Source organism: Pseudomonas sp. UBT (genome assembly GCF_050915955.1).
GTDB lineage: Bacteria > Pseudomonadota > Gammaproteobacteria > Pseudomonadales > Pseudomonadaceae > Aquipseudomonas > Aquipseudomonas antarctica_A.
In genome coordinates this window covers 4,554,159-4,567,841 of sequence record NZ_CP168079.1, presented here as the reverse complement: position 1 = coordinate 4,567,841, position 13,683 = coordinate 4,554,159, and the positions used below count along the sequence as shown (strand labels likewise).

The 13,683-nt window shown below is 60.9% G+C and carries 9 protein-coding genes; 7 read left to right on the top strand and 2 right to left on the bottom strand.

Features of this window, described 5'->3' with window-relative positions:
* Window positions 1-23: 23 nt before the first annotated feature.
* From ACDZ94_RS21055 to ACDZ94_RS21030, 6 genes are all read left to right on the top strand, one after another.
* Entirely contained in the window at window positions 24-1,751 is a 1,728-nt protein-coding gene (locus ACDZ94_RS21055; protein WP_221295117.1) for an autotransporter assembly complex protein TamA, read from the top strand.
* A complete protein-coding gene (locus ACDZ94_RS21050) occupies window positions 1,751-5,437 on the top strand; it encodes a translocation/assembly module TamB domain-containing protein (protein WP_432750755.1) in 3,687 nt (1,228 codons plus the stop codon). Before ACDZ94_RS21055 ends, ACDZ94_RS21050 begins: the two co-directional genes overlap by 1 nt.
* A gap of 238 nt (window positions 5,438-5,675) precedes the next feature.
* Complete coding sequence (locus tag ACDZ94_RS21045; RefSeq protein WP_053256909.1) at window positions 5,676-6,149, top strand: MarR family winged helix-turn-helix transcriptional regulator; 474 nt, start codon at window positions 5,676-5,678, stop codon at window positions 6,147-6,149.
* On the top strand, window positions 6,146-7,597 hold the full coding sequence (locus tag ACDZ94_RS21040; RefSeq protein WP_262665304.1) for an efflux transporter outer membrane subunit: 1,452 nt from the start codon (window positions 6,146-6,148) through the stop codon (window positions 7,595-7,597). Before ACDZ94_RS21045 ends, ACDZ94_RS21040 begins: the two co-directional genes overlap by 4 nt.
* Before the next feature lie 15 nt (window positions 7,598-7,612).
* Window positions 7,613-8,809: an efflux RND transporter periplasmic adaptor subunit gene (locus tag ACDZ94_RS21035; protein ID WP_064452966.1), complete on the top strand. Its 1,197-nt coding sequence runs from the start codon at window positions 7,613-7,615 to the stop codon at window positions 8,807-8,809.
* The gene (locus ACDZ94_RS21030) at window positions 8,809-10,338 is read left to right on the top strand and encodes a DHA2 family efflux MFS transporter permease subunit (protein ID WP_064452965.1); all 1,530 of its coding nucleotides are present in this window, start codon (window positions 8,809-8,811) and stop codon (window positions 10,336-10,338) included. Before ACDZ94_RS21035 ends, ACDZ94_RS21030 begins: the two co-directional genes overlap by 1 nt.
* A 125-nt stretch (window positions 10,339-10,463) precedes the next feature.
* Here ACDZ94_RS21030 and lpxH read toward each other — a convergent pair whose 3' ends face one another.
* Window positions 10,464-11,213, bottom strand: a complete 750-nt coding sequence (gene lpxH, locus ACDZ94_RS21025) for a UDP-2,3-diacylglucosamine diphosphatase (RefSeq protein ID WP_432750754.1) — start codon at window positions 11,211-11,213, stop codon at window positions 10,464-10,466.
* Window positions 11,210-11,713 (bottom strand): peptidylprolyl isomerase, encoded by a 504-nt coding sequence (locus ACDZ94_RS21020; RefSeq protein ID WP_043205556.1) that lies wholly within the window; start codon window positions 11,711-11,713, stop codon window positions 11,210-11,212. The genes lpxH and ACDZ94_RS21020 overlap by 4 nt, the downstream gene beginning before the upstream one ends.
* 259 nt (window positions 11,714-11,972) lie before the next feature.
* Between ACDZ94_RS21020 and ACDZ94_RS21015 the strand changes: the two genes are divergently transcribed.
* A complete protein-coding gene (locus ACDZ94_RS21015) occupies window positions 11,973-13,673 on the top strand; it encodes a glutamine--tRNA ligase/YqeY domain fusion protein (protein ID WP_432750753.1) in 1,701 nt (566 codons plus the stop codon).
* The last annotated feature ends 10 nt before the right edge of the window (window positions 13,674-13,683 follow it).

Here is a 13,683-nt window from a genome sequence, read left to right as displayed (position 1 = left end):
AAGGTCGTGTAGCATCCGCGCGTATGAAGCTCCCAGGAAGATTTACCAGCGGCTTGATTCTGCTGTTCACAAGCTGCGGCGCATTGGCGCAAAGCGAATTGGACGTGCGAATCAAGCCTTCAAACGACGCGTTGAAAGCCAACATCGAAGGCTATATTGGCGGGGTAGGCGATCGCGATGAAGAAGCCTTGCTGCGGTTCAGCCGTGGCGCCGAAGAGCAGGCCCGCAAAGCGGCCCAGGCTCTGGGCTTCTATCAGCCTCTGATCAGCAGTGATGTAAAGGGCGGTAAAAACCCGCGCCTGGTCCTCACCATCGACCCCGGCGAACCGGTGCATTTGCGCAACGTGACCATTCGGGTCGACGGCCAGGCCGCGAGCCTCAAGGCTTTTCGCGTGCCCGAAGGCAGCGACCTCACCTCCGGTGCCGTGCTCAACCACGGCCACTATGAAGACGCCAAGCGTCTGATCCAGAACCAGGCCTCGCGCTACGGCTTTTTCAGCGGGCGCTTTACCCGCCAGAAACTCATCGTTGACCCGAAAGCCGGTGTCGCCGATATCGAACTCGTGTACGACAGTGGCCCGCGCTACACCATGGGTAACGTCAGCTTTACCGGCGATACGCCGTTTGATGAAGACCTGTTGCAACGCATGGTGCCGTTCAAAAGCGGCACGCCTTACGACTCCGAATTGATCGCTGAACTCAATCAGAACCTGCAATCGAGCGGCTTCTTCGAAGGCGTGCGCGTGGACGCCACGCCCGCCGGCTCGGCCAATGACGTGATCCCGGTGGCCGTGCAACTGGAAACCCGCAAGCCACGCACCATGGGCCTGGGCCTCGGTTACTCCACCGACGTCGGCCCGCGTGGCAAGGCCAACTGGACCCGCCACTGGGTCAACCCTCAGGGCCACAGCTATGGTTGGGAAGCCGAACTGTCGGCGCCGCGGCAGAACGTCGGGCTGTGGTACGACATTCCGCTGGACCCACCGTTGACCGACAAATTGCGCTTCGCCGGTGGCTACCAGAATGAAGAACTGGCCAACACCGACACCCTGAGTAAACTGCTCACCCTTGGCCCGGAATGGCACAGCAAACTGCCCAGCGGCTGGACCCGTGTGATCTCGCTCAAATACCAGCGCGAGGAATACCGCCTGGGCAATGACTCGGGCCTGAGTAACCTGGTGATGCCGGGGATCAATTATTCCTACCTGCGCAGCGACAACCGCATCGACCCGCACAATGGCTATCGCCTGATGTTCGACGCCAAGGTTGCCAAGGAAGGGCTTGGCTCCGACACCAACCTGCTTTACGGCACTGCCACGATCAAAGGCCTGACGACCGTGTGGGATAACCACCGTTTCCTGGGCCGTGCGCAGTTCGGCGGCAGCGCCACCAATGGCTACCAGTCCGTGCCCCCTTCGTTGCGCTTTTTTGCCGGTGGTGACCAGAGCGTGCGGGGCTATGAGTACCAGACGCTGTCGCCGGAAAATGACCGTGGTGACCGTATTGGCGGCCGCTACATGGTGGCGTTGAGCGCTGAGTATCAATATTCAATCGCCGAAAAATGGCGGATCGCGACCTTTATCGACCAGGGCAACTCCTTCAATACCCTGGAAATGCCAAGCCTGAAAACCGGTGTTGGCGTGGGCATACGTTGGGTCTCGCCCGTCGGGCCGATTCGCCTTGACCTGGCCCATGCCCTGGAAGACCCGGGCGGTATTCGTTTGCACTTTTCCATGGGGCCTGAGCTGTGATGCGTGGTTTGAAAATAGCAGGGCTGGCCATCGTGGCTGTCCTCGTCTTAGCGTTGTTGGCGCTGTGGACCGTGCTCGGCACCCAGGCGGGCAGCCGCTGGGTCCTGAACCAAGTGCCGGGTTTGACGGTAGAGAATTTCCAGGGCCACTTGGGTGGCCAATGGAGTGCCGATCATCTGCTGTGGCAGCAGGACGCCAGCCGGGTCGAGCTCAACGCACCGAAGTTTGACTGGTCGCCGGCGTGCCTGCTGCGCATGACCTTGTGCATTAATCAGCTGGACGTGGAGCAGGTCAGCCTGCAGTTTCCACCCAGCGCAGAAGAAAGTAGCAGCGGGCCGATCCAATTGCCGGAGCTGAAACTGCCGGTAGCGATCCAGTTGGGCGACGTTCGCGTCGGCAGCCTGCTGTTTAACGGCAGCGAAGAGCTCAAAGGCCTGCAATTGGCCGCGCACTGGACGGCTGCCGGTATGCAGATCGACTCGGTGCACGTGCAGCGCGACGACCTGGTGCTGGACCTCGCCGGTCTGTTGCAACCCACCGGCAATTGGCCGCTGAATGCCACCGGCAACCTGAGCCTGCCTTACGCCCCCGGCGGCGCGCCGTGGAAGGTGGCCCTCAAGGTGGACGGCGACCTGCTCAAGACCCTCAAGCTCGATGCCGACAGCAGTGGCTACTTGCCCGCCAAACTCAGTGGCGAGCTGCAACCGCTGGCGGAGAACCTGCCCGCGCAGTTGCACATCACCGCCGATGGCTTCAAGCCCAGCGCCGAGTTGCCTGACACCCTGCAACTCAATCAACTGGACCTCACCGCCAAGGGCGACCTGAGCAACGGCTACCAACTGTTGGGCAAAGCCGTGCTGCCGGCGGACAAAGGTCCGGTGGACTTGCTGTTGCAAGGCAAAGTCGACGCCAAGGGCGCGCAGATCGCTGGCCTGGACTTGAGTGCCGGGGACAAGCAAAGCCTCAAACTCAGCGCCAATCTGGACTGGCAGCAAGGCTTCAGTGCCGACGCCAAGATCGACTGGCTGGATTTCCCCTGGCACCGCCTCTACCCCTTGATTGATGAACCGCAGGTTGCGTTACGCACCTTCAATGGCGAGATCGCCTATAAGGACGGCAACTACCTCGGCAACCTCAAGGCCGACCTCGACGGCCCGGCCGGTAAATTCAATGTGGTGACGCCGTTCAGTGGCGACCTCAAGCAGGTCTTCCTGCCCGAGTTGAAATTGACCGCAGGCCAAGGCAAAGCCGAAGGCCATCTGAACCTGCAATTTGCCGATGGCATTGCCTGGGACACGGCGCTGGACCTGTCGGCGCTGAACCCGGCGTACTGGGTGGCGGAATTACCCGGCACCTTGGCCGGCCCGCTGCGCAGCAAGGGCGAGTTCAAAAATGAACAACTCAAGCTGAACGCCGACCTCGACCTCAAGGGCCGTTTGCGCGGCCAAACCGCTGTGCTGGCGGCCAAGGCCGAAGGCGCGGGTGAGCAATGGACCCTCGCCAACCTGGATATCCGCCTGGGCGACAACCGCATCAATGGCAGCGGCAGCCTGCAACAACGCCTGGCCGGTCAGATCGATATCAAACTGGCGCGCCTGGCCCAGTTGTGGCCGCAGTTACGTGGGCAAATCAATGGGCGGGTCGATGTGGCCGGGACGCTGAAGGCACCCCAAGGCAAGCTCGACCTTAAAGGTCAGCAACTGGCCTTCGCCGACAATCACCTGCAAAACCTCAACCTCGACGCGACGCTCGACAACGCCCAGCGCGCGAAGATCGACCTCAAGGGCACTGGCATCCAAGCCGGCGATACCCAGGTTGGCACCCTGACCGCCAGTGCCCAAGGCGATATCAAGAGCCAGAAGGTCCAGCTGGATCTGGCGGGGCCGCTGCTCAAGCTAGCCCTGGCGTTGGACGGCAATCTCGACAAAGGCAACTGGCGCGGGCGCCTGGCCAGCGGCGAGGTGCAGGCCGGTGGCCAGGACTGGAAGCTGCAGGCCCCGGCGAAGATCGAGCGCCTGGCCGACGGCAAGCTGACCTTTGCGGCGCATTGCTGGGTGTCTGGCCCTGCCAGCTTGTGCGGCGAAGATCAGCGGCTGATGCCTGAGCCGAAACTGCGTTACCACCTCAAGCAATTCCCCATCGACAGCCTGGCGGCCTTCTTGCCTAAAGATTTCGCCTGGCAGGGCAAGCTCAACGCCGATGTGCAGCTCGACCTGCCCGCCAGCGGGCCTAAAGGCGTGGTGTCGATAGACGCCAGCGGCGGCACGTTGCGCGTGAAAGACAAGGACCAGTGGCTGGATTTCCCCTACGACACCTTGAAGCTGGAAACCACCCTCAACCCCAAGCGCATCGACACTCAGCTCAACTTCCGCGGCGGCAAGCTCGGTGAATTACTGTTGCAGGCGCAGATCAATCCGCTGCCGAAGAACAAGCCGATTACCGGTAACTTCAGCCTCAACGGGCTGGACCTCGCAGTGGCGCGGCCGTTTGTGCCGATGGTGGAAAAACTCAACGGCAAGCTCAACGGCAACGGCCGCATCTCCGGTGGTTTGCTGGCGCCGCAGGTCAATGGCAGCGTGAACCTCGTCGGCGGGGAGATTGCCGGGCCTGAATTACCGATCAGCCTTGAAGGCTTGAACGTACAGGCGTTGATTGCCGGCGAAAGCGTGCAGTTGAACGGCGCCTGGCACAGTGGCAAAGCCGGGCAGGGTAGCCTCAAGGGGCAGGTCGACTGGGGCCAGGCCCTGGTGGTGGACCTCAGCCTGCAAGGCTCGCAACTGCCGGTTACGGTAGAGCCTTATGCCACGCTGGAAGTGGCGCCCGACCTGAAGATCAGCCTCAAAAACGACAAGTTGGCGATTGCCGGCAAGGTGCACATCCCGCGGGGCGACATCACCGTGCGTGAATTGCCGCCGTCGACGGTCAAGGTCTCGGATGACACGCTGATCGTCGGCAGCCAGACCGAGGAGGGCAAGCCGCCAATGGCGATGGCCATGGATATCGACGTGGAGGTGGGCGAAGACCAGCTTAACTTCGCGGGCTTTGGCCTGACTGCCAAGGTGCAGGGCCATGTGCATATCGGCGACAACATGGACACCCGTGGCGAGCTGTGGCTCAACGACGGCCGCTACCGCGCCTATGGCCAAAGGCTCAACGTGCGCCGTGCGCGGCTGTTGTTCGCCGGGCCGCTGGATCAACCGTTCCTGGACATCGAAGCCGTGCGTGTCGTTACCGAACCTTCCAGAACAGTCACGGCCGGGATTCGCCTGAGCGGCAGCGCTGAACAGCCGACCACGCAGATTTTCTCCGAGCCGGCCATGCCCCAGGAGGATGCATTGTCGTACCTGGTGCTGGGGCGTTCGCGTAACAACACCGGTGAAGACAACAACATGCTCGCCGAAGCGGCCTTGGGCCTGGGCTTGATGGGCAGCGCCGGGGTGACCTCGGATATTGCCAACAAGTTGGGTATCCAGGACTTCGACCTCGATACCCAAGGCAGTGGCAACACCACCGCCGTGGTGGCCAGCGGCAAGATCACCGAAAAACTCAGCCTGCGTTACGGGGTAGGCGTGTTCGAGCCGGCCAGCACCATTGCCTTGCGCTACTTGTTGAGCAAGAAGGTCTACCTGGAAGTGGCCAGTGGCGTGGCCAGCTCGTTGGATATCTTCTACAAACGGGATTTCTAAGCCCCGTACCGGGTAAACAATGTGGGAGCTGGATTGCCTGCGATAGCGGTACATCAGTCGATGATTTATTGACTGACACACCGCCATCCCAGGCAAGCCAGCTCCCACATGTGTTTGCATTGCAGCCCACCTGTCGTGAAATTAGCAAGCAAGCTAATAATTCCATTTGACATTCGCTGCCTAAGCAGTAACATCTTGTCATACATTCACTGCCTAGGCAGTAATAAGGTGACTTTCGATGACCCACTTCACCCCTGACAGCTTTCGCAACTGCCACCTCGGCTTGTTGCTGGGCCGCGCGGCGCTGCTCAAGGACCGCATTATCGACACCCACATGGAACCTCACGGCGTGACGGCCGCGCAGTTCAAGGTGTTGATCATCATTGCCCAGTTTGATGTGGATACCCCGGCCGAGCTGTGCCGCAACTTGTCGCTGGACAGCGGTTCCATGACCCGCATGCTCGATCGTCTGGAGCAAAAGGGCCTGCTGGCGCGCAAGCGTTCCGAACAGGACCGGCGCCAGGTGCAGCTGGTGCTCACCGAAGACGGCCAGCGCCTGGCCGACATGCTCCCGCACATCGGCGCCCAGTCAATGAACGAACTGGCCGGTGCCCTCGAGCCCGGTGAGTTGCAGACCCTGGAAGCCATCCTCACAAAAATTCTGGTAGCTGCCGGTGACGCCATCGTCATCCAGCGGGTAGGTAATAAATGAACACACGTGCACTTAGCCTGGTGCTGGTGGCGATGAGCATGGCCGGTTGCGCCAACTTCAGCGGCCTCGACACCCAAGGCCAACGCCTCGACGCCAACACGTTGCAAACCGGCAAATCCCTCAGCGGCGTGACCCTGTCCACTGCCGCATGGCCGAGTGCCGATTGGTGGAAAAGCCTGGGCGACCCACAGCTCGACGGCTTGATCCATGAAGCTCTGCAAAACAGCCCCGACATGCAAGTCGCCAGCGCCCGTGCCCACCAGGCGCAAGCCGCTGCCTATGCCGCCGACGCGGCACGCATGCCGACCCTGGATGCCAGCGCTGGCGTGAGCCGTTCGCGCCTGGCCAAGGACCAGGACCCGCGCGGCGAGGGCGATGCCTACGCCACCGTGCGTAATATTGGCGCCAGCTTCAATTACAACTTCGACCTCTGGGGTGGCCAGCGCGCCGCCTGGGAAGCCGCCTTGGGCCAGGCGCGTGCCGCCCAAGTCGATCAACAAGCCGCACGCCTGACCTTGGCCGCCAACGTAGCCAAGGCCTACAGCGACCTGGGCCAGGCCCATATCGTGCGTGACCTGGCCAATGACGACCTCAAGCGTACCCGCCAGATGCTCGACTTGAGCAAGCGCCGCCTCAGCTCCGGCATCGACAGCCAGTACCAGTACCAACAGACCGAAAGCCTGGAAGCCAGCTCCCAGTCGCAATTGATCGATGCGGAAAAACAACTGCAAAGCGCCAAGATTGCCCTCGCCGTATTGCTCGGCAAAGGCCCGGACCGTGGCAGTGAGCTGGTGCGCCCGAACGTGTTGAAACCCAGCGTCGTTGCCGTGCCTTCAGTCTTGCCGGCCGAACTGCTCGGCCGTCGCCCGGACCTGATCGCCGCGCGCTGGCGGGTGGAGGCGGCGAGCAAGAACGTGGCCGCGAGCAAAACCCGTTTCTATCCCAACCTCAACCTGAGCGCGAGCGCCGGGGCCGAGTCGTTGCTGGGGGATGCGATGTTTGGCTCAGCCAGTCGTTTCTTCAGCATTGCGCCGACGATCTCGTTGCCGATCTTTGACGGTGGCCGCTTGCGTGCCGACCTGGATGCCCGCGACGCCGATTACGACCTGGCGGTGGCTCAGTACAACAAAACCCTGGTGCAAGCCTTGGGCGATATCGGTAACACCCTGATGCAGTTGCGCGAAACCGGGCGGCAGATCCAGGCACAGCAACATGCCGCGGACATTGCCCAGCAGTCTTACGACACCGGGGTGCAGCGTTACAGCTCAGGCATCGGTAATTACCTGGATGTGCTCAGCATCGAGCAGCAATTGCTGCAGGCCCAGCGTCAGCTGGCGACCCTGAATGCTGCGCAGATCGATCTGTCGATTCAATTGATGCAGGCCCTGGGTGGCGGGTTCAACGCCGATAACGTGGCCGCGACCACCCCAGCCACACGCACGGAATAATTTGAGGTATTTGTCATGGCCACTGCCGACAGCAACAACGTCACTGAAAAACCGGATAACAACCCACGCAAACGCAAAATCATGCTGATCGGCCTGGCGCTGATCGTCATCCTCGGCGTGCTGGGCGTGTGGGGTTGGTATGAGTTCTACGGTCGCTTCAACGAAAGCACCGACGACGCCTACGTGAACGGCAACGTGGTGGAAATCACCCCGCTGGTCACCGGCACGGTAGTCAGCATCGGCGCCGACGATGGCGACCTGGTCCACGAGGGCCAGGTGCTGATCAATTTTGACCCGAATGACGCCGCTGTCGGCCTGCAAAGTGCGCAGGCCAACCTGGCGCGCACCGTGCGTCAGGTGCGTGGTCTCTACAGCAATGTCGACGGCATGAAAGCCCAAGTGCTGGCCCAGCAGGCCAACGTGCAAAAGGCTCAGGACAACTACAATCGCCGTAAGAATCTGGCTGCCGGCGGCGCGATTTCCCAGGAAGAACTGTCCCATGCGCGTGACGACCTGACCTCGGCGCAAAATGCCCTGGCCAACGTGCAGCAACAGTTCAAGACCAGCAGCGCGCTGGTGGATGACACGGTGATTTCGTCCCACCCGGACGTGCAGGCCGCCGCCGCGCAGTTGCGTCAGGCTTACCTGACCAACGCTCGCAGCACCTTGATCGCCCCCGTCACCGGCTACGTTGCCAAGCGCACCGTGCAACTGGGCCAGCGCGTGCAGCCGGGGACTGCGTTGATGGCGGTGATCCCGCTGAACCAACTGTGGATCGACGCCAACTTCAAGGAAACCCAACTGCGCGATATGCGTATTGGGCAGCCGGTGGACATCGAGTCCGACATCTACGGCAGTGACGTGAAGTTCAGCGGCACCGTGGATAGCCTGGGCGCCGGTACCGGCAGCGCGTTCGCCCTGCTGCCGGCGCAAAACGCCACCGGTAACTGGATCAAGATCGTGCAGCGGGTGCCCGTGCGTATCCATATCAACGCCGATGAGCTGGCCCAGCACCCGCTGCGGGTGGGCCTGAGCACCGTGGTCAATGTGGACCTGCACGATACGAGCGGCCCGGTACTGGCGCAACAGGCGCCGCAAAAGGCCTCGTTCACCACCAACGTGTATGACCGCCAACTGGCCGAAGCCGACGCCATGATCAGCCAACTGATCCATGACAACAGCCTCGCCGCACCCAAGGCTGTGCAACGCTGATGAGCAATAACGCCTCCTTCACGCCACCCAGCCTGTTGATGGCCACTATTGGCCTGTCGCTGGCGACCTTTATGCAGGTGCTCGACACCACCATCGCCAACGTGGCGTTGCCGACCATCTCCGGCAACCTGGGTGTGAGCTCGGAGCAGGGCACCTGGGTGATCACTTCGTTTGCGGTGAGCAACGCGATTGCCTTGCCGCTCACCGGCTGGCTGAGCCGGCGCTTTGGCGAGGTGAAGCTGTTTTTGTGGGCGACCATCCTCTTTGTGCTGGCGTCGTTCCTCTGTGGTATTTCCACTTCGATGCCCGAGCTGATTGGTTTTCGGGTGCTGCAAGGCCTGGTCGCGGGGCCGTTGTACCCGATGACCCAAACCTTGCTGATTGCGGTCTACCCGCCAGCCAGGCGCGGCATGGCCCTGGCGTTATTGGCGATGGTCACGGTGGTGGCGCCGATTGCCGGGCCAATCCTCGGCGGCTGGATCACTGACAGCTACAGCTGGCCCTGGATTTTCTTTATCAACGTGCCCATCGGCATCTTTGCGGTGATGGTGGTGCGTTCGCAACTGAAGAAGCGTCCGGTGGTGACCAGCTACCAGCCGATGGATTATGTCGGGTTGCTGAGCTTGATCGTCGGTGTCGGCGCCTTGCAGATCATCCTCGACAAGGGCAACGACCTGGACTGGTTCGAGTCCAACTTCATCATCATCGGTGCGGCGATCTCGGCCGTCGCCCTGGCGGTGTTCGTCATCTGGGAACTCACCGACAAACACCCGGTGGTCAACCTGCGGCTGTTTGCCTACCGCAACTTCCGCATCGGCACCATTGTGTTGGTGCTGGGGTATGCCGGGTTCTTTGGGATCAACCTGATCCTGCCCCAATGGCTGCAAACCCAAATGGGCTACACCGCTACCTGGGCAGGTCTGGCGGTGGCGCCGATCGGGATTCTGCCGGTACTGATGTCGCCGTTTGTGGGCAAATACGCGCACAAGTTCGACCTGCGCTTGCTGGCCGGCCTGGCATTTCTGGCGATTGGCTTGAGCTGCTTTATGCGCGCGGGCTTCACCAATGAGGTGGACTTCCAGCACATCGCCCTGGTGCAACTGTTCATGGGTATTGGTGTGGCACTGTTCTTTATGCCGACCTTGAGCATCTTGATGTCCGATTTGCCGCCGGCACAAATCGCCGATGGCGCGGGCCTTGCGACGTTCCTGCGGACCCTGGGCGGCAGTTTTGCGGCATCGCTGACCACCTGGATCTGGATTCGCCGCGCGGATCAGCACCATGCGTACATGAGCGAGAACATGACCACCTATGACTCGGCGACCCGCGATGCGCTGCAGGCGCTTGGCGGGGCAGGGCATAAGGCGTATGCGCAGTTGGACCAGATCCTCACCAGCCAGGCGTACATGATGTCCACCGTGGATTACTTCACGTTGCTGGGGTGGATGTTCATGGGCTTGATCGTGATTGTGTGGCTGGCGAAACCGCCGTTTGCGGCGAAGGCAGGGCCGGAGGCTTCCGGCCACTAACGGGTGTACTCAATCAATGTGGGAGCTGGCTTGCCTGCGATAGCATCACCTCGGAGTATTGATGTACCGAGTTGTCTGCATTGCAGGCAAGCCAGCTCCCACATTTGATTGGGGTTGTGCTTGAGTTATGCGCTGGGCAACGCCAGTTGCGGATTGACGAAGTCAAACGCCGCCAACTGAAACCCTTGCTCATCCACCTGCAAGGCCCAGCCCTGCTTGTCCCAATCCCCCAGCACGATGCGCTTGGCCGCCTGGTCACCAATCTGCAACTTATGAATGGCCGGGCGGTGCGTATGGCCGTGGACCAGGGTGCGCACGCCGAACTGCTGCATCACCCGCGGCACTTCCTCGGGCGTCACATCGACAATGTCGTTGGCTTTCATGCGTACCTGGGCGCTGCTCTCGCTGCGCAGCTTGCGGGCAAGCTTGTGCCGGGTACGCAAGGGCAGGTGGCGCAGGATAAACAGCACAATCGGATTACGCAGGATGCGCCGCAGCTTCATATAGCCGACGTCGCGGGTGCAGAGGCTGTCGCCGTGCATCAACAGCACAGGCTCGCCATAGAACTGCACGACACTGGGGTCCTTGAGCAAGGTGGCGCCTGCCGCTTTGCAGAATGCCTTGCCGATCAGGAAGTCCCGGTTGCCATGCATGATAAAAATCGGGGTGCCACTGTCGCTCAGCTCACGCAGAGCCTCGCAAATCGAGCGCTGGAACGGAGTCATCCCATCGTCGCCAATCCAGGCTTCAAAGAAGTCCCCCAGAATGTACAACGCCTGGGCGCCACGGGCGCGGCCGTGGAGCAAATCCAGAAACGCCCGGGTGATGTCCGGGCGCTCCTCTTCCAGATGCAAATCTGAAATCAGCAATATCACCCAACGATCTCGGCTTTCTCGACGATTACGTCTTCTACCGGAACATCCTGGTGACCGGCTTTACCGGTGGTTTGCACGCCTTTGATCTTGTCGACGACGTCCTGGCCTTCGGTCACTTTACCGAATACCGCGTAACCCCAACCCTGCACGTTCTTGCCGCTGTGATTCAGGAAGGCGTTGTCGGCCACGTTGATGAAGAACTGCGCGGAGGCCGAATGTGGCTCCATGGTACGGGCCATGGCGACGGTGTACTTGTCGTTGGAGAGGCCGTTGTCTGCTTCGTTCTGGATGCTTGGGCGCTTGTCTTTCTTTTCTTTCATGCCGGGCTCGAAACCGCCGCCCTGGACCATGAAGTTGCCGATGACACGGTGGAAAACGGTGTTTTCGTAGTGGCCGGCTTTAACGTATTCGATGAAGTTGGCGACGGTGATCGGCGCTTTCTCGGCGTTCAGCTCGATGACGATGTCACCGTGGTTGGTGGTCAGTTTGACTTGAGTCATGTTCACTACTCTTTTCAGGGAATTCGTGGGTTTGGACGCCGGGGCGTCTTACCTGTCTGGCTAAACGAGGGCCAAGGCGCGCAGTTTAGCGTGCCCGGCGGGAATTTCGAGGTGGTTTTTTATCGCCCCGGTCATTAAAAGAGGAATTAAACAGCAGTTTTTGGTCCCAGCCTGTCAGTGTCTTGACTGCTTCGGCTATTATGAGCCCTTTGTTTTATCTGGCCCCACCTGGCCACGAACCTGTCTGTTCAAGGATCCTATGAGCAAGCCCACTGTCGACCCTACCTCGAATTCCAAGGCCGGACCTGCCGTCCCGGTCAATTTCCTGCGCCCGATCATCCAGGCGGACCTGGATTCGGGCAAGCATACGCAGATCGTCACCCGTTTCCCGCCAGAGCCCAACGGCTACCTGCACATCGGTCACGCCAAGTCGATTTGTGTGAACTTCGGCCTGGCCCAGGAGTTCGGTGGCGTCACGCACCTGCGTTTCGACGACACCAACCCGGCCAAGGAAGACCAGGAATACATCGACGCCATCGAAAGCGACATCAAGTGGCTGGGCTTCGAATGGTCCGGTGAAGTGCGCTATGCATCCAAGTATTTCGACCAGTTGTTCGACTGGGCCGTCGAGTTGATCAAGGCTGGCAAGGCCTACGTTGACGACCTGACCCCCGAGCAAGCCAAGGAATACCGTGGCAGCCTGACCGAGCCTGGCAAGAACAGCCCGTTCCGCGACCGTTCGGTGGAAGAGAACCTGGACTGGTTCAACCGCATGCGCGCCGGTGAGTTCCCGGACGGCGCCCGCGTGCTGCGCGCCAAGATCGACATGGCCTCGCCGAACATGAACCTGCGCGACCCGATCATGTACCGCATTCGCCATGCCCACCATCACCAGACCGGTGACAAGTGGTGCATCTACCCGAACTACGACTTCACCCACGGCCAGTCGGACGCCATCGAAGGCATCACCCACTCCATTTGCACCCTGGAGTTCGAAAGCCACCGTCCACTGTACGAATGGTTCCTCGACAGCCTGCCGGTACCGGCGCACCCGCGTCAGTACGAATTCAGCCGCCTGAACCTGAACTACACCATCACCAGCAAGCGCAAGCTCAAGCAACTGGTCGATGAAAAGCACGTGCATGGCTGGGACGACCCGCGCATGTCGACCCTTTCGGGTTTCCGTCGTCGTGGCTACACCCCGGCGTCGATCCGCAATTTCTGCGACATGGTCGGCACCAACCGTTCTGACGGTGTGGTCGATTACGGCATGCTTGAGTTCAGCATCCGTCAGGATCTGGACGCGAACGCGCCGCGCGCCATGTGCGTGCTGCGTCCGTTGAAAGTCGTGATCACCAACTACCCGGAAGACAAGGTCGACCACCTCGAGCTGCCGCGTCACCCGCAGAAAGAAGAGCTGGGCGTGCGCAAGCTGCCGTTCGCTCGCGAAATCTACATCGACCGTGATGACTTCATGGAAGAGCCGCCAAAAGGCTACAAGCGCCTGGAGCCGAACGGCGAAGTGCGCCTGCGCGGCAGCTACGTGATCCGTGCCGACGAAGCCATCAAGGACGCCGATGGCAACATCGTCGAACTGCGTTGCTCCTACGACCCGGACACCCTGGGCAAGAACCCGGAAGGCCGCAAGGTCAAAGGCGTCGTGCACTGGGTGCCGGCCGCTGCGAGCATCGAATGCGAAGTGCGCCTGTACGATCGCCTGTTCCGTTCGGCCAACCCTGAGAAGGCCGAAGACAGCGCGAGTTTCCTCGACAACATCAACCCTGACTCGCTGCAAGTGCTTACAGGTTGTCGTGCCGAGCCATCGCTTGGCGACGCACAGCCGGAAGACCGTTTCCAGTTCGAGCGCGAAGGTTACTTCTGCGCGGATATCAAGGACTCGAAACCCGGTGCTCCGGTATTCAACCGTACCGTGACCTTGCGTGATTCGTGGGGCCAGTGATCAAGTCTTA